Raw genomic sequence first — 15,863 nt, 5'->3', positions numbered from 1 at the left:
CCCGGCAAAACGAATCGCGAGGCCAAAATGATCCACGTTGAAAATGTCAGTAAAACCTTTGTGCTCCACCAGCAAAACGGCGTCCGCCTGCCGGTACTGCAAAATGCCTCGTTAGAGGTCAGCAACGGCGAATGCGTGGTGCTGCATGGCCATTCCGGCAGCGGAAAATCCACCCTGCTGCGCTCCCTGTATGCCAACTACCTGCCGGACGAAGGCCATATTCATATTCGCCATAACAATGAATGGGTCGATCTGGTTCAGGCTCCCGCGCGCAAAGTGCTGGAAGTGCGCCGCTCGACGATCGGCTGGGTCAGCCAGTTCCTGCGGGTGATCCCGCGGATCTCCGCCCTGGACGTGGTCATGCAACCCCTGCTGGATCTCGGCGTGCCGCGCGAAACCTGCGCCGCTAAAGCCGCCAGCCTGCTGACGCGCCTCAACGTACCGGAGCGTCTGTGGCACCTCGCCCCGTCGACCTTTTCCGGCGGCGAGCAGCAGCGCGTCAACATCGCCCGCGGCTTTATCGTCGATTACCCGATTTTACTCCTGGATGAACCCACCGCCTCGCTCGACAGTAAGAACAGCGCAGCGGTGATGGAACTGATCGAACAGGCCAAAGCGCGCGGCGCGGCGATCGTCGGGATCTTCCACGACGACGCCGTACGCCAACGCGTGGCGGACAGACTGCACCCGATGGGGACAAACGTATGATTATCAATAATGTCAGGCTGGTGCTGGAAAATGAGGTCGTGAACGGCTCGGTTGAGGTGCGGGACGGTGTCATCCGCGCCTTTGCCGAAACCCGGAGCCGCACTCCTGAAGCGATGGACGGCGAAGGCGGCTGGCTGCTGCCGGGGCTGATTGAGCTGCATACCGATAATCTCGATAAATTCTTCACCCCGCGCCCAAAGGTGGACTGGCCTGCTCATTCAGCGATGAGCAGCCACGACGCGCTGATGGTCGCCAGCGGCATCACCACGGTGCTGGACGCGGTGGCGATTGGCGACGTGCGCGACGGCGGCGATCGCCTGGAGAACCTGGAGAAGATGATCAACGCCGTGGAGGAGACGCAAAAGCGCGGCCTCAACCGCGCCGAGCACCGCCTGCACCTGCGCTGCGAGCTGCCGCACCACACCACCCTGCCGCTGTTTGAGAAGCTGGTGGGCCGCGAGCCGGTCTCGCTGGTTTCCCTGATGGATCACTCGCCGGGGCAGCGCCAGTTCGCCAACATTGAAAAGTATCGCGAATACTATCAGGGCAAATATTCGCTCAACGACGCGGAGATGGCGCGCTACGAAGAAGAGCAGCTCCAGCTTGCGGCCCAGTGGTCGCAGCCGAATCGCCTCTCCATTGCCGCGATGTGCCGGGACCGGAATATTGCCCTGGCCAGCCATGACGACGCCACGCACGATCACGTGCGCGAATCCCACCAGCTTGGCAGCGTGATAGCTGAATTTCCCACCACGTTTGAAGCGGCAGAGGCATCGCGTAAGCACGGCATGAACGTCCTGATGGGCGCGCCAAATATCGTGCGCGGCGGATCGCACTCCGGCAACGTGGCGGCAAGCAGGCTCGCCTCGCTCGGCCTGCTGGATATCCTCTCCTCTGACTATTACCCCGCCAGCCTGCTGGACGCGGCCTTCCGCGTCGCGGACGACGAGAACAACAGCTTCACGCTGCCACAGGCGATTCGCCTGGTGACGAAAAACCCGGCCAGCGCGCTTAATCTTCACGATCGCGGTGAAATTGCCGAGGGGAAACGGGCCGATCTGGTGCTCGCCCACCGTAAGGGCGAGCACATTCATATCGACCACGTCTGGCGTCAGGGAAAAAGGGTGTTCTGATGGGAAGACTCATCTGGTTAATGGGCCCGTCCGGCTCCGGGAAGGACAGCCTGCTGTCGGCGTTACGGCAGCGGGAACATTCACAGCTGCTGGTCGCGCACCGCTATATCACGCGCGATGCCAACGCCGGAAGCGAGAACCATATCGCCCTGAGCGAGCAGGAGTTTTTTACCCGCGCCGGACAAAACCTGCTGGCGCTGAGCTGGCATGCCAACGGTTACTACTATGGCGTCGGTATTGAGATTGACCTCTGGCTGCATGCGGGGTTCGACGTACTGGTTAACGGCTCGCGGGCGCATCTCCCGCAGGCTCGCGCCCGGTACGAAGCGGCGCTGCTCCCGGTCTGTTTGCAGGTTTCCCCGGACGTTCTCCGTAGCCGGCTGCAAAAGCGGGGGCGCGAAAACGCGCGCGAGATCGACCAGCGGCTGGAACGGGCGGCGCGCTACACCCCGTCGGGTTGCCATCTCCTCAATAACGACGGAAGTTTGCTACAGTCAGTCGAGACCTTGCTATCGCTTATTCGCCAGAAGGAGAAACAGCATGCCTGACTGCCAGCTTCGCCCCGCCACCGCCGACGATGCGCCGATCGTTTACGCGCTGATCTGCGAACTTAAGCAGGCCGAGTTCGATCATCAGGCGTTTCACGCCGGGTATCTGGCCAACTTGCAGGATCACAATATGCGTTACCAGCTGGCCGAGCTGGACGGGCAGATCATCGGTATGATCGGCCTGCATATGCAGTTTCACCTGCATCACGCCCGCTGGATCGGCGAGATCCAGGAGCTGGTGGTGATGCCGCAGGCGCGCGGATTAAAAGTGGGCAGCCAGCTGCTGGCCTGGGCAGAGGACGTCGCGCGACAGGCAGGCGCCGAGCTGACCGAGCTTTCCACCAGCGTGAAGCGCGTGGACGCGCACCGTTTTTATGTTCGTGAAGGATATACGCAAAGCCATTTCCGCTTCACCAAACCGCTGTAGAGGTGCGTTATGAGTCTGACGATCACGCTGACAGGAACCGGAGGGGCGCAGCTGGTGCCGGTGTTTGGCTGCGACTGCGCGGCGTGCCGACGGGCGCGTTTACAGGAAAATTATCGCCGTCGCCCCTGTAGCGCGGCGGTGAAATTCAACGATTCGGTCACCTTGCTGGACGCGGGTATTCCACACCTGATGGACGACTGGCCCGCGGGGAGTTTCAGGCAGATTTTGCTTACCCATTATCATATGGATCACGTTCAGGGGCTTTTTCCTCTGCGCTGGGGCGTGGGAGCGACCATTCCGGTTTACGGTCCGCCGGACGACGCAGGCTGTGACGACCTGTTCAGGCATCCGGGCCTTCTCGATTTCAGCCACACGGTGGAGCCGTTTGTGATGTTTGAACTTCAGGGCTTGCGGGTCACGCCGCTGCCGCTCAACCATTCAAAACTCACGTTTGGCTATCTGCTGGAGTCCGCCCACAGCCGCGTGGCGTGGCTTTCTGATACCGCCGGGCTACCGGATAAAACGGTGACGTTTCTGCTAAACAATCAGCCGCAGGCGATGATTATCGACTGTAGCCATGAACCGCGCCCGGAGACGCCGCGCAACCATTGTGATTTGAATACGGTGATTGCGCTGAACGAGGTGATTGGCTGTCCGCAGGTGATCCTGACGCATATCAGCCATCAGTTTGACGTGTGGATGATGGATAACCCGCTGCCGTCCGGCATTGAAGCGGGGTATGACGGGATGATGCTGGTACTGGATTAGGTTTTGCCGGGTGGCGGCTGCGCCTTACCCGGCCTACGCGTTGCAATACCGGGGTTACCACCGATCGTAATCATCCTCCAACCGGCGCTCATCCTCTTCTAACCGACGCCGATCGTCATCCAGCTGCTGCTGACGCTCGTCTAAACGCTGGCGTCGATCTTCTAACTGTCGACGACGATCGTCGTACTGGCGGCTGTCGGTTTGATGGCTGCGATCGTAACGATCGTCGTCATCATCATTACGGCTGCTGCCGGGGTTATAGGCGTCGTTGATCGCCTGCTGAATATTGCCAATGGCATCATCAATCACATCGGCATGCGCCAGTTGGCTGGTTAAAGTCAGCAGACCCAATAACAGAGCGGTAGAGTAACGTTTCATAAGGCCAGACTCGCAGGTGAACTGGCCTTACGGTAATGAATGGCAGGGAACCGGGGTAGCGGAGGAATCTCAATTCCTGGCCTGTTCAATCGCCCCTATCGCATCGACTCGCGCCTGATGTCGTCCCCCTTCAAACGGTGCATTTAGCCAGGCATCGACGATCATTTTTGCCAGCTCCAGTCCGACCACGCGCGAACCAAATGCCAGCACATTCGTGTTGTTATGCTGCCTTGAAAGCTGAGCTGAATAAGGTTCGCTACAGACCACTGCGCGGATGCCCGGGAACTTATTGGCCGTAATGGAGATCCCTACCCCCGTTCCGCAGATCAGGATGCCGCCATCCACCTCCTTATCGATAATAGCCTGTGCAACCGCGCTGGCATAATACGGGTAGTCAGTACGCTCCGGGGAACAGGTGCCTTTATCCACCACGTCGATGCCACGCGCGCGCAGATGGGCCAGAATATCCTCTTTCAGCATAAAACCTACGTGATCGCAGCCAAATGCAATCTTTTTCATAATAAACCTCATCGTGGGTTAACTTTACGAACTCGATGGAGTTGTGATTTAAGACCGGTCAGTTGTGCAATAAAACCTCAAAACCATCGAGTTCTGCGCGTGTTCTACACCCCTGACTTTGACATTTCAACTCTCTCATGACGGTATATTTCTTACGGCATGCATTAAAATCCGTTAACGTGTCATAATTATATTATTGATTTTTAAGGTCATCCTAAAGCAACCGCCCATCGAAACTTCACAGACAATAAAACTTTATGAATTTTCAAACATTGTGAAGTTGCCAGCATATTTTCATGCCAGAGTGTGGTGATATAGTGTCGTCTTCATTTTTAAGGACAAAAGAGAGCGATGAGTCAGTCAGAATTTAAAAAAGAGCTGCCTAACGGCATTGGCCTTGCACCGTACCTGCGCATGAAGCAGGAAGGCATGACCGACAACGAAAGCCGTATCGTCGACTGGCTGCTCCAGCCGGGTAACCTGAGCGGCGCGCCTGCGATTAAAGACGTTGCCGAAACGCTGATGGTGTCGGAAGCGATGATCGTGAAAGTGGCCAAACTGCTCGGCTTTAGCGGTTTCCGTAACCTGCGTGCGGCGCTGGTCGACTACTTCTCGCAATCCGAACAAGTATTACCTGCGGAACTCGCTTTTGATGAAGCACCACAGGATGTGGTTAACAAAGTGTTCAATATTACGCTGCGCACCATTATGGAAGGCCAGTCGATAGTGAACGTGGATGAAATTCACCGCGCGGCACGTTTCTTCGCCCAGGCCAACCAGCGCGATCTGTACGGTGTGGGTGGTTCTAACGCTATTTGCGCCGACATCCAGCATAAGTTTCTACGCATCGGCGTGCGCTGCCAGTCGTATCAGGACGCGCACATTATGATGATGTCGGCATCGCTGCTGAAGGAAGGGGATGTGGTACTGGTGGTCTCCCATTCCGGCCGCACCAGTGATGTGAAAGCAGCAGTTGAGTTAGCAAAAAAGAACGGCGCCAAAATTATCTGTATTACCCATAGCTACCATTCGCCGATTGCTAAACTTGCTGATTATATTATTTGTTCGCCAGCACCAGAGACCCCGTTATTAGGGCGCAACGCCTCCGCGCGTATATTACAGCTTACATTATTAGATGCGTTATTTGTTTCCGTTGCACAACAAAATATCGAACAGGCCACACTTAATATGCAAAAAACCGGCGCTATTGTGGATTTCTTCTCTCCTGGCGCACTGAAGTAAATTAAAAGGTTAATCCTGCTCAGGCGGGATTAACAACAACATACCCTACATTGAGAACACTGCTATGAATAAATATCTGAAATATTTCAGCGGCGCCGCTATGGGCTTAATGTTATCCACCAGCGCGTTTGCTGCTGCGGAATATGCGGTGGTATTAAAAACGCTCTCCAATCCATTCTGGGTGGATATGAAGAAAGGGATTGAAGATGAAGCCAAAACCCTGGGAGTAAGCGTTGATATTTTTGCCTCGCCGTCAGAAGGGGATTTTCAGTCCCAGCTACAGCTGTTCGAAGATCTGAGTAATAAAAAATACAAGGGTATCGCTTTTGCCCCACTCTCCTCCGTGAATCTGGTCATGCCCGTCGCGCGCGCCTGGCAGAAAGGTCTCTATCTGGTGAATCTCGATGAAAAAATCGATATGGATAACCTGAAAAAAGCAGGTGGCAATGTAGAGGGGTTTGTCACAACGGACAACGTGGCCGTCGGCGCAAAAGGGGCCGATTTTATTATCAATAAACTTGGTGCGGAGGGGGGCGAAGTCGCAATCATTGAGGGTAAAGCCGGTAACGCATCGGGCGAGGCGCGCCGCAATGGCGCAACAGAAGCCTTCAAAAAAGCAAACCAAATTAAGCTGGTTGCCAGCCAGCCCGCCGACTGGGATCGCATTAAAGCTCTGGATGTGGCAACCAACGTGCTGCAACGAAACCCGAATCTGAAAGCCTTCTACTGCGCGAACGATACCATGGCGATGGGCGTGGCGCAGGCGGTGGCAAACGCCGGTAAAATCGGCAAAGTGCTGGTGGTCGGCACCGATGGTATCCCAGAGGCGCGTAAGATGGTCGAAGCCGGTCAGATGACGGCAACCGTCGCACAAAACCCGGCGGACATCGGGGCGACCGGCCTGAAATTAATGGTGGATGCCGCGAAAACCGGGAAAGTCATCCCGCTGGAAAAAACGCCTGAATTCAAGTTGGTGGATTCGATTCTGGTGACAAAATAACGCAGAACTGTGCGGCTTGATGCCCTCACTCCGGCCCTCTCCCACAGGGAGAGGGTGAACAGAGAAGGAAATAAACATGGTCACGCCATATATCTCGATGGCGGGGATCGGCAAATCCTTTGGTCCGGTTCACGCATTAAAATCGGTTGATTTAACTATATACCCTCATGAGATCCACGCGTTATTAGGGGAAAATGGTGCCGGTAAATCAACCTTAATGAAAGTATTGTCGGGAATTCATGAACCGACCAAAGGCTCCATTATTATTAATGAAAAGAATTACGACAAATTGGATCATAAACTGGCAGCAAGACTGGGCATCGGCATTATATATCAGGAACTCAGCGTTATTGATGAATTAACCGTGCTGGAAAATCTATATATAGGCCGTCACCTGACTAAAAAGGTTTGTGGCATCAGGATTATTGACTGGAAAGAGATGCGCATTCGCGGTGCGATGATGCTCTTACGCGTCGGATTAAAAGTCGATTTAGATGAAAAAGTAGCGAATTTATCCATCAGCCATAAACAGATGCTGGAAATCGCGAAAACCTTAATGCTCGATGCCAAAGTGATCATTATGGATGAACCCACATCTTCATTAACCAATAAAGAGGTGGATTATCTTTTCTTGATCATGAATCAGCTGCGTAAAGAAGGCACCGCCATTGTCTATATCTCGCATAAGCTAGCGGAAATCCGCCGCATCTGCGACCGCTACACGGTAATGAAAGACGGTTCCAGCGTATGCAGTGGCCTGGTGAGTGACGTTTCAAACGACGACATTGTGCGCCTGATGGTCGGCCGCGAACTGCAAAACCGCTTTAACGCCATGAAAGAGAGCACCGGCAACATCGAACGCGACACGGTGTTTGAGGTGAACAACGTCACCAGCCGGGACAAGAAAAAAGTGCGAGATATTTCGTTCAGCGTGAACCGCGGCGAAATACTGGGTTTTGCGGGTCTGGTCGGCTCGGGACGTACCGAACTGATGGACTGTCTCTTCGGCGTGGATAAACGCGCGAGCGGTGAAATTCGCCTCAACGGCAAAACCATCTCCCCGCGTTCGCCTCTGGATGCGTTGAAAAAAGGGATGGCCTACATCACCGAAAGCCGCCGCGAAAATGGCTTTTTCCCTAATTTCTCTATCGCCCAAAACATGGCCGTCAGCCAGAGCCTGAAAAACGGTGGCTATAAAGGGGCCATGGGGCTCTTTCGCGAGCATGAAGAACGCAAGACCGCCGAAGCACAGCGCCAGTTGCTGGCGTTGAAGTGCCAAAGCGTAGAGCAAAACATCACCGAACTCTCCGGCGGCAATCAGCAAAAGGTGCTGATTTCTAAATGGCTGTGTTGCAACCCGGACGTCATCATTTTTGATGAACCCACGCGAGGCATCGACGTCGGCGCAAAGGCCGAAATCTACAAGGTGATGCGCCAGCTGGCTGACGAAGGCAAGGTCATCCTGATGGTGTCATCTGAATTACCTGAAATTATCGCCGTCTGCGACCGCATCGCCGTGTTCTGCGAAGGGCGGCTGACGCAAATCCTGACCAATCGCGACGACATGAGCGAAGAGGAGATCATGGCATGGGCATTACCACAAGAGTGAAAGGCGATATGGCGGAGAAAAAGCCATTTAACTTCGCGCTGTTCTGGGACAAGTACGGTACCTTTTTTATCCTCGCGATTATAGTCGCCATCTTTGGCACGCTGTCATCGGAGTACTTCCTCACCACCAACAACATCACGCAGATTTTTGTCCAGAGCTCGGTAACGGTGCTGATCGGGATGGGCGAATTCTTTGCCATCCTTGTCGCGGGTATTGATCTGTCCGTCGGAGCCATTCTGGCACTCTCCGGCATGGTGACTGCCAAACTGATGCTGGCTGGTGTCGACCCGTTTTTTGCAGCACTGATTGGCGGCGTACTGGTCGGCGGCGCGCTGGGGGCGATCAATGGCTGTCTGGTCAACTGGACCGGGCTACATCCGTTCATTATCACTCTCGGTACTAACGCCATTTTTCGCGGCATCACGCTGGTGATTTCCGACGCTAATTCCGTCTATGGCTTCTCGTTCGACTTTGTAAACTTCTTCGCTGCCAGCGTCCTCGGGATACCCGTACCGGTCATCTTCTCGCTGATCGTCGCGGTGATCCTCTGGTTCCTCACCACCCGTATGCGGCTAGGGCGCAATATCTACGCCCTGGGCGGTAACAAAAACTCGGCGTTCTACTCCGGCATCGACGTGAAGTTTCATATTCTGGTGGTGTTCATTATTTCTGGCGTATGCGCCGGGCTGGCGGGCGTGGTGTCGACTGCGCGTCTGGGCGCAGCGGAGCCGCTGGCCGGGATGGGATTTGAAACATACGCCATCGCCAGCGCCATCATCGGCGGAACCAGCTTCTTCGGCGGTAAAGGCCGCATCTTCTCGGTCGTGATTGGTGGTCTCATCATCGGCACCATCAATAACGGACTCAATATCTTACAGGTACAAACCTACTACCAGCTGGTGGTAATGGGCGGGTTGATTATCGCCGCTGTTGCCCTCGACAGATTGATCAGTAAGTAAGGAAATCACTATGAAAATTTCACCCTCCCTGATGTGTATGGATCTGCTGAAATTCAAAGAACAGATCGAATTTATTGACCAGCACGCGGACTACTTCCATATCGACATCATGGACGGCCACTTTGTGCCTAATCTGACGCTGTCTCCGTTCTTTGTCGGCCAGGTGAAGAAGCTCGCCACCAAACCACTGGACTGTCACCTGATGGTGACTCGCCCGCAGGACTACATAAGCCAGCTGGCGCAGGCCGGAGCAGACTTCATCACACTGCACCCGGAGACCATCAACGGTCAGGCTTTCCGCCTGATTGAAGAGATCCGTCGTCACGGTATGAAGGTGGGACTCATCCTCAACCCGGAAACCCCGGTTGAGGCAATGAAATACTATATTCATAAGGCGGACAAAATCACCGTGATGACCGTCGATCCAGGCTTTGCCGGGCAGCCGTTCATTCCGGAAATGCTGGAGAAAATTGCCGAGCTGAAAGCCTGGCGCGAACGCGAAGGGCTGAGCTATGAGATTGAGATCGATGGCTCATGCAATCAGGCCACCTATAAAAAACTGATGGCCGCCGGCGCAGATGTCTTTATCGTCGGAACGTCTGGTCTGTTCAACCATGCAGAGAATATCGGGGATGCATGGCAGCTTATGGCCGGGCAGATCCTGTCGGCACGAAACGAGGTTGTTCCTCATGCAAAAACAGCCTGATGTCGTCGCCGCAGTGGATATGGGGGCCACTCATATCCGTTTTTGCCTGCAAACGGCCGACGGTGCGGTGTTGCATTGTGAAAAACAGCGCACCGCGGAGGTTATCCGCTCTGGTGTGGTGTGCGGCGTGACGGAAATGATCACGGCTCAGCTGCGTCATTTACAGGTTCACTGTCGCGGTCTGGTCATGGGCTTTCCGGCACTGGTCGGCAAAGACAAACGCACCATTATCTCGACGCCAAATCTGCCTTTGCAGGCGAATGAGCTCCGCGATCTGGCGGGAAAACTTGAAGATGCGCTAGGCTGCCCGGTCGAATTTTCCCGCGACGTTAACCTTCAGCTTTCGTTTGACGTGGTGCAACACAATCTCCAGCAGCAAGAGGTTCTGGCGGCCTATCTTGGCACCGGCATGGGATTTGCCATCTGGCTAAACGGTGCTCCATGGACGGGCGCGCACGGCGTAGCGGGCGAGCTCGGGCATATTCCACAGGGGGATATGACGCGGCACTGTGGTTGTGGCAACCCGGGATGTCTGGAAACGGTTTGTTCCGGTATCGCATTGAAACAGTGGTACGAACAGCAGCCCCGCGAGTATGCGATGGGAGATATCTTTTCAGCCGTACCCGATGACCCCTTCGTACAGCAACTCCTGAATCATGCAGCCCGCGCCATTGCCACCAGTGTAAATCTGTTCGATCCGGATGCGGTGATCCTCGGAGGCGGCGTAATGGATATGCCTGGCTTTCCGCGCGAAGCGCTGATTGTCGGGATAAAGCAGCATTTGCGCCGCCCGCTGCCGCATGAGTCCGTGAAATTTATCCCTGCCTCGTCGTCGTCTTTTAACGGCGCTCAGGGGGCCGCTACCCTGGCTCGCTGCCGGTTCCTGCCATCACCTTGCGCAGCGCCTGCGCCAGCTGTGCGCGGGTGAACGGTTTTCGCAGTAACTGAACGTCCGGCAGCTGCGGGTTATGCGCCGGGCGCAAATCCTGCCCGCTGATCAGCAGCACCGGCAACTGCGGATAGTGGCTGCGTACATGGCCGATCACCTCCGCGCCGCTCAGGCCGCCCGGCAACATCAGGTCGCTGATAAACATGCCGATATCCGGCGATGCGTCCAGCATGTTCAGCGCCTGCTCGCCGTTTTCGGCTTCAAGCGTCAGGTAGCCAAGCTGGTGCAGTTGCTCGCACAGGGTCTGCCGCACGCCCGCCTCATCTTCCAGGACCAGCACAAGCAGCTCACTCTCTGCCGGGGCCGTGGTCGCCAGCGCGGCATCATCGGAGAACGCGGGCAGCGTCGAACGCGGCAGCTGGAGCCGCACGGTGGTTCCCTGCCCCGGCGCGCTTTCGATCTCAACGCGCCCCCCGGACTGACGCACAAAGCCGTACACCATCGACAGCCCTAACCCGCTGCCGCTGCCGGTCTGTTTGGTGGTGAAGAACGGTTCAAAGACCTGCGATTTCACCTCCTGCGACATCCCGCAGCCGTGGTCAATCACCTCCAGCGCGACCATATCCTGCCTGCGCCCGTCGCTGCGGGTCACACGCTGGTTCCAGGTGCGGATTTTGATTACACCATTTTGCCCCTCCATTGCATCACGGGCGTTCATTACCAGGTTGATAATGGCGTTTTCCAGCTGGCTGACGTCAATCCATGCGGGCCAGGCCGGGGTTTGCGCTTCAATATCCAGCGTCAGCGTGGCGGGAAGCGAGTGCCGCATCAGCTCGCTCAGGTTCTCCAGCAGCGGCTTCATCTCTACCGCATGAGGTTGCAGGGATTGCTTGCGCGAGAAGGCCAGCAGACGCTGGGTGAGCATGGCCCCGCGTTCCGCGGCTTTGAGCGCACGAGTGATGCGCGGCGCGTCCGGTGACGCTGAATCGGTCAGCTCCAGACTGCCGATAATCACCGCCAGCAGGTTATTAAAATCATGCGCCAGCCCGCCCGTCAGTTGCCCAACCGCCTTCATTTTCTGGCTGTGCAGCAGCGCCTCCTCCAGCCCCTGACGTTCGATGCGGTCGACCTCCATCTGCGAGGTCTTCTCCTTCAGTAGCCGCGTGGTGTGCTCCAGCGAAGCGGTATTGCGGGCAAAAACGTTAAACGCGCGCGCCAGTTCCCCCAGCTCATCACGCCGCTGTAGCGCGGGCACCGACACATCCTGCTCGCCGTGAGCGAGGCGCGACATTGCCCTTGAGATAGCCGTCAGGTTGGAGCCCAGATTGCGGTAAATATACCAGCAGGCGCAGCCGGTGATGATCAGCGCCAGCACCGCGAAGACGCTGATAAACACGCTGATGGAGCGCAGCTCCTGGTGGCTTTGGGCGGTACGCAGCCGGGAGGCCTGCGCCACCTGTTCAACGTACTGATTGATGTCGCGGTTTAATATCGCCACCAGCGCCTTGATGTGGAACATGTACCAGCTGATGGACAGATCGCTCTCCTCCAGCTGCTTTGACAGTGGCGCGAGCTTGCGCAGCTCATCATTAAAATCCGGGAGCACCAGGTTGACCACCGGTTGCAGGGCGCTCGCGGGTAACATCGCGGTTACTGCATCCAGCTGCTGCACCGTGGCGCGCGGTGAAGGGGTATCAATGGCGGCAACGATCAGCCTGTCCATCTCTGCAAGCTGCCGGGCGTCTGGCACATTGCTCGCGTAACGGCGGTTGATATCCTGCAAATGACGCAGGTAGCTTTGGCTTTGATACAGCGCGCTGAGCAGCGCGTTACGCTCCAGATGCCGTTTTTGCCCGCGCTCCAGCATTCCCGTCACGCTCTGCTGTAACTCATTGCTCCTGCGGATAATACGCGCCACCAGCGCCGGTTCCTGCTGCGCCAGCGGCGCATCGGCAAGCTGCTCCAGCGAGTGGCGCAGCGCCATCTGCGTCTGTTTCAGCCGTTCAGCTTCGCCTTTGTACTCCAGCGCACCGACTACCTGCGACAGCCGCACCGCCGCCGTCGCCACATTCGCGGTATCACGCGCGAGGTTCATGCTGCCAGTCATATCATCCAGCGTTTGCTGCTGCACCTGCTCCTGGATCTGGCTGGCATGACGAAAGCCGAGCACCGCCACGCCGCTTACCATCAGCGTTACCGCCACCACCAGCAGGTTAAATATCAGCAGGCGACCGCGGGCGCTGGTGAAGAACGGGGGGCGTGAAGACATGGGTTTGGGCTCCTCTGCGGTTTGGTGCCCTCACCCTGGCCCTCTCCCACAGGGAGAGGGAAAAGGAAAATGTGATGGCGATTAGCTATTCATAACTATGACAAATATGAACAGCTTCTGACATTTTGCATTTACGCACCTGTGATGAAGTGCAGATATCGACATTCACAGGAGATCCGCCATGAGCAGAACCCCGGTTTTAGAGATGCGCCACATTGCCAAGACGTTTGGCAATTTCCACGCGCTCAAGGGTGTGGATTTGACGGTTTTCCCCGGAGAGATCCACGCGCTGATGGGGGAAAACGGCGCCGGAAAAAGCACGCTGATGAAGATCCTCGCAGGCGCTTATACCGCCAGCAGCGGCGACATCCTCATCGACGGTCAGCCGTTTCACATCAAAGGTCCGAAGGATGCGCTGGCCGCAGGCATTACCCTGATTTATCAGGAGATGCAGCTTGCTCCTAACCTGACCGTGGCGGAAAACATTTTTCTCGGCAGCGAGCTGTCGCGCGGCGGGCTGGTCCAGCGCAAAGAGATGGCAGCCCAGGCGCAGGCGGTCATTGACCGTCTGGGCGCGCAGTTCAGCGCCACCGACCTGGTCATGAAGCTGACCATCGCCGAGCAACAGCAGGTGGAGATCGCCCGCGCGCTGCACCGCAACAGCCGTATTCTGGTGATGGATGAACCCACCGCCGCCCTCTCCTCGCGCGAAACCCACCGTCTGTTCGAACTGATTTTGCGCCTGCGCGATGAAGGGATGGCGATTATCTACATCAGCCACCGCATGGCGGAAGTGTATGAGCTTTCCGATCGCGTCAGCGTCCTGCGCGACGGGCAGTACGTCGGCAGCCTGACGCGCGACAAGCTGAATGCCTCTGAGCTGGTGCGCATGATGGTGGGCCGTCCGTTAAGCGATCTGTTTAACAAAGAGCGCGATATTCCGCTCGGCAGCCCGCGTCTGAACGTGCACCACCTGACAGATGGCAAAAAAGTGCTGCCGTGCAGTTTGCAGGTTCGCTCCGGTGAAATCGTCGGGCTGGCGGGGCTGGTCGGGGCCGGACGCTCCGAGCTGGCGCAGCTGATCTTCGGCGTGCGTAAAGCCACCGGCGGCATGATCGAGGTCGACGGCGAGCCGGTGGTGATCCACTCCCCGCGCGCGGCCATTGAAAACGGCATCGGTTTTCTTACCGAGAACCGCAAGGAGCAGGGGCTGTTTCTGGAGCTGGCGGCGCAGGAGAACATCACCATGGCGACGCTGGAGCGCGACGCCACCTTCGGCTGGCTGAACCGCAAAAAAGCGCAGTCTATTTCCGATGACGCCATCGCCCTGCTCAATATCCGCGTGCCGCATTCTCAGGTGCGCGCGGGCGGGCTCTCCGGCGGCAACCAGCAAAAGCTGCTGATCTCCCGCTGGGTGGCGATTGGCCCGCGCATTCTGATTCTGGACGAGCCCACGCGCGGGGTGGACGTCGGCGCGAAAAGCGAGATCTACCGCATCATGAACCAGATGGCGCGCAAAGGGGTGGCGATTCTGATGATCTCCAGCGAGCTGCCGGAAGTGGTGGGCATGAGCGACCGGGTGTACGTGATGCGCGAAGGCAGCATCGCGGGTGAACTGCACGGGCGCGACATCTCTCAGGAAAACATTATGACGCTGGCAACCGGCGTGAACGACACTCATCATCAGGCGGTGCAATCATGACAACTCCTACCCATCCGCAGCAGGTGGCGAAATCCGCCTCCGCCAAAAAAATGCTGATGAGCGATCTGATGCAAACGGTCGGTATCCTGCCGATTCTTATCCTGATTGTGGCGGTATTTGGCTTTATCGCCCCGAACTTTTTCACCGAGAGCAACCTGCTGAATATTACCCGGCAGGCGTCGATCAACATCGTGCTGGCGGCGGGGATGACCTTCATCATCCTGACCGGCGGGATTGACCTCTCTGTGGGCTCGATTCTGGGTACTACGGCGGTAGCGGCGATGGTGGTCTCGCTTATCCCTGAATTTGCGATGCTCTCCATTCCGGCGGCGCTGATGCTCGGTATGGTGCTGGGGCTGTTCAACGGCGCGCTGGTGGCCTTTGCCGGGCTGCCGCCGTTTATCGTCACCCTCGGCACCTATACGGCACTGCGCGGCGCGGCGTATCTGCTGGCGGACGGCACGACGGTCATTAACTCCAACATTAACTTCGAGTGGATCGGCAACAACTACCTCGGCCCGATTCCGTGGCTGGTGGTGATCGCCCTGGCGGTGATTGTGGTGTGCTGGTTTATTCTGCGTCGCACAACCCTCGGCGTTCACATCTATGCGGTCGGCGGCAATATGCAGGCGGCACGCTTAACCGGCATCAAGGTCTGGCTGGTGCTGCTGTTTGTCTACGGCATGAGCGGCCTGCTCTCGGGATTAGGCGGCGTGATGAGCGCCTCGCGCCTCTACAGCGCCAACGGCAACCTCGGCACGGGGTACGAGCTGGATGCGATTGCGGCGGTGATCCTCGGCGGAACCAGCTTCGTCGGCGGGATCGGCACGATCACCGGCACGCTGGTCGGTGCATTGATCATCGCCACCCTCAACAACGGCATGACGCTGATGGGCGTCTCCTACTTCTGGCAGCTGGTGATCAAAGGGGCGGTGATCATCATAGCGGTGCTGATCGACAAATACCGTACCCGACACCATCAAAGTGCATAACAACAATACCCTAC

The 15,863-nt window shown here is 56.9% G+C and carries 16 protein-coding genes; 13 read left to right on the top strand and 3 right to left on the bottom strand.

The genetic code is table 11. The features are described 5' to 3' along the window. Nucleotides 1-27 precede the first annotated feature (27 nt). The 5 genes from phnL to phnP are packed head-to-tail and all read left to right on the top strand — an operon-like array spanning nt 28 to nt 3,584. Nucleotides 28-708: a phosphonate C-P lyase system protein PhnL gene (gene phnL, locus ACJTMZ_RS21395; RefSeq protein WP_015570220.1), complete on the top strand. Its 681-nt coding sequence runs from the start codon at nt 28-30 to the stop codon at nt 706-708. After that, nucleotides 705-1,841 (top strand): alpha-D-ribose 1-methylphosphonate 5-triphosphate diphosphatase, encoded by a 1,137-nt coding sequence (gene phnM, locus ACJTMZ_RS21390; protein ID WP_015570219.1) that lies wholly within the window; start codon nt 705-707, stop codon nt 1,839-1,841. The genes phnL and phnM overlap by 4 nt, the downstream gene beginning before the upstream one ends. Next, nucleotides 1,838-2,389 (top strand): ribose 1,5-bisphosphokinase, encoded by a 552-nt coding sequence (gene phnN, locus ACJTMZ_RS21385; protein WP_032104477.1) that lies wholly within the window; start codon nt 1,838-1,840, stop codon nt 2,387-2,389. The genes phnM and phnN overlap by 4 nt, the downstream gene beginning before the upstream one ends. Beyond that, on the top strand, nt 2,382-2,816 hold the full coding sequence (phnO, locus tag ACJTMZ_RS21380; protein ID WP_015570217.1) for an aminoalkylphosphonate N-acetyltransferase: 435 nt from the start codon (nt 2,382-2,384) through the stop codon (nt 2,814-2,816). Before phnN ends, phnO begins: the two co-directional genes overlap by 8 nt. A 9-nt stretch (nt 2,817-2,825) precedes the next feature. After that, the gene (gene phnP / locus ACJTMZ_RS21375; RefSeq protein WP_015570216.1) at nt 2,826-3,584 is read left to right on the top strand and encodes a phosphonate metabolism protein PhnP; all 759 of its coding nucleotides are present in this window, start codon (nt 2,826-2,828) and stop codon (nt 3,582-3,584) included. A gap of 54 nt (nt 3,585-3,638) precedes the next feature. Here the strand turns inward: phnP and yjdP are convergent, their stop codons facing one another. Continuing rightward, entirely contained in the window at nt 3,639-3,962 is a 324-nt protein-coding gene (gene yjdP / locus ACJTMZ_RS21370; protein WP_015570215.1) for a DDRRRQL repeat protein YjdP, read from the bottom strand. 69 nt (nt 3,963-4,031) lie between these two features. Beyond that, on the bottom strand, nt 4,032-4,481 hold the full coding sequence (gene rpiB / locus ACJTMZ_RS21365) for a bifunctional allose-6-phosphate isomerase/ribose-5-phosphate isomerase RpiB (protein WP_023295775.1): 450 nt from the start codon (nt 4,479-4,481) through the stop codon (nt 4,032-4,034). A 351-nt stretch (nt 4,482-4,832) separates the two neighbouring features. Here rpiB and alsR point away from each other — a divergent pair, with 351 nt between their 5' ends. The 6 genes from alsR to alsK all read left to right on the top strand — a co-directional run bounded on the left by alsR (nt 4,833) and on the right by alsK (nt 10,925). Further along, on the top strand, nt 4,833-5,723 hold the full coding sequence (gene alsR, locus ACJTMZ_RS21360; protein ID WP_015570213.1) for a D-allose utilization transcriptional regulator AlsR: 891 nt from the start codon (nt 4,833-4,835) through the stop codon (nt 5,721-5,723). Between the two features lie 64 nt (nt 5,724-5,787). Further along, nucleotides 5,788-6,723, top strand: coding sequence for a D-allose transporter substrate-binding protein (alsB, locus tag ACJTMZ_RS21355; RefSeq protein ID WP_015570212.1), 936 nt, complete (start codon nt 5,788-5,790; stop codon nt 6,721-6,723). Nucleotides 6,724-6,799: 76 nt separating this feature from the next. Further along, the gene (gene alsA / locus ACJTMZ_RS21350; RefSeq protein ID WP_015570211.1) at nt 6,800-8,332 is read left to right on the top strand and encodes a D-allose ABC transporter ATP-binding protein AlsA; all 1,533 of its coding nucleotides are present in this window, start codon (nt 6,800-6,802) and stop codon (nt 8,330-8,332) included. After that, nucleotides 8,311-9,291, top strand: a complete 981-nt coding sequence (gene alsC / locus ACJTMZ_RS21345; protein WP_017382644.1) for a D-allose ABC transporter permease — start codon at nt 8,311-8,313, stop codon at nt 9,289-9,291. Before alsA ends, alsC begins: the two co-directional genes overlap by 22 nt. Before the next feature lie 10 nt (nt 9,292-9,301). Then, a complete protein-coding gene (alsE, locus tag ACJTMZ_RS21340; RefSeq protein ID WP_015570210.1) occupies nt 9,302-9,997 on the top strand; it encodes a D-allulose 6-phosphate 3-epimerase in 696 nt (231 codons plus the stop codon). Next, nucleotides 9,981-10,925 carry an allose kinase gene (alsK, locus tag ACJTMZ_RS21335; protein WP_408626975.1) on the top strand — a complete coding sequence of 315 codons (945 nt, stop codon included), beginning with the start codon at nt 9,981-9,983 and terminating at the stop codon, nt 10,923-10,925. Before alsE ends, alsK begins: the two co-directional genes overlap by 17 nt. Here the strand turns inward: alsK and ACJTMZ_RS21330 are convergent. Next, entirely contained in the window at nt 10,858-13,155 is a 2,298-nt protein-coding gene (locus ACJTMZ_RS21330; protein WP_015570208.1) for a hybrid sensor histidine kinase/response regulator, read from the bottom strand. The two genes, alsK and ACJTMZ_RS21330, sit on opposite strands and share 68 nt — an antisense overlap. Nucleotides 13,156-13,336: 181 nt before the next feature. Between ACJTMZ_RS21330 and ACJTMZ_RS21325 the strand changes: the two genes are divergently transcribed. Together ACJTMZ_RS21325 and ACJTMZ_RS21320 are read left to right on the top strand one after the other, a co-directional pair. Further along, on the top strand, nt 13,337-14,857 hold the full coding sequence (locus tag ACJTMZ_RS21325; protein WP_032104464.1) for a sugar ABC transporter ATP-binding protein: 1,521 nt from the start codon (nt 13,337-13,339) through the stop codon (nt 14,855-14,857). Beyond that, nucleotides 14,854-15,849 (top strand): ABC transporter permease subunit, encoded by a 996-nt coding sequence (locus tag ACJTMZ_RS21320; RefSeq protein ID WP_015570206.1) that lies wholly within the window; start codon nt 14,854-14,856, stop codon nt 15,847-15,849. Before ACJTMZ_RS21325 ends, ACJTMZ_RS21320 begins: the two co-directional genes overlap by 4 nt. Nucleotides 15,850-15,863 lie beyond the last annotated feature (14 nt).

The sequence above is a fragment of the Enterobacter sp. DN genome, from assembly GCF_046054285.1.
In the GTDB taxonomy this organism is placed as follows: Bacteria; Pseudomonadota; Gammaproteobacteria; order Enterobacterales; family Enterobacteriaceae; genus Enterobacter; species Enterobacter hormaechei_C.
The sequence above is the reverse complement of the archived record's forward strand: the minus strand, read 5'-3'. Positions and strand labels throughout refer to the sequence as shown.

Bases quoted from the DNA above. Each gene is read 5' to 3' on its own strand.
- alsB (WP_015570212.1), top strand. From the start codon at position 5,788: ATGAATAAATATCTGAAATATTTCAGCGGCGCCGCTATGGGCTTAATG.
- alsC (WP_017382644.1), top strand. From the start codon at position 8,311: ATGGGCATTACCACAAGAGTGAAAGGCGATATGGCGGAGAAAAAGCCA.
- ACJTMZ_RS21320 (WP_015570206.1), top strand. From the start codon at position 14,854: ATGACAACTCCTACCCATCCGCAGCAGGTGGCGAAATCCGCCTCCGCC.
- alsK (WP_408626975.1), top strand. From the start codon at position 9,981: ATGCAAAAACAGCCTGATGTCGTCGCCGCAGTGGATATGGGGGCCACT.
- ACJTMZ_RS21325 (WP_032104464.1), top strand. From the start codon at position 13,337: ATGAGCAGAACCCCGGTTTTAGAGATGCGCCACATTGCCAAGACGTTT.
- yjdP (WP_015570215.1), bottom strand. From the start codon at position 3,962: ATGAAACGTTACTCTACCGCTCTGTTATTGGGTCTGCTGACTTTAACC.
- alsR (WP_015570213.1), top strand. From the start codon at position 4,833: ATGAGTCAGTCAGAATTTAAAAAAGAGCTGCCTAACGGCATTGGCCTT.
- phnO (WP_015570217.1), top strand. From the start codon at position 2,382: ATGCCTGACTGCCAGCTTCGCCCCGCCACCGCCGACGATGCGCCGATC.
- phnL (WP_015570220.1), top strand. From the start codon at position 28: ATGATCCACGTTGAAAATGTCAGTAAAACCTTTGTGCTCCACCAGCAA.
- alsA (WP_015570211.1), top strand. From the start codon at position 6,800: ATGGTCACGCCATATATCTCGATGGCGGGGATCGGCAAATCCTTTGGT.
- phnM (WP_015570219.1), top strand. From the start codon at position 705: ATGATTATCAATAATGTCAGGCTGGTGCTGGAAAATGAGGTCGTGAAC.
- rpiB (WP_023295775.1), bottom strand. From the start codon at position 4,481: ATGAAAAAGATTGCATTTGGCTGCGATCACGTAGGTTTTATGCTGAAA.
- phnP (WP_015570216.1), top strand. From the start codon at position 2,826: ATGAGTCTGACGATCACGCTGACAGGAACCGGAGGGGCGCAGCTGGTG.
- alsE (WP_015570210.1), top strand. From the start codon at position 9,302: ATGAAAATTTCACCCTCCCTGATGTGTATGGATCTGCTGAAATTCAAA.
- ACJTMZ_RS21330 (WP_015570208.1), bottom strand. From the start codon at position 13,155: ATGTCTTCACGCCCCCCGTTCTTCACCAGCGCCCGCGGTCGCCTGCTG.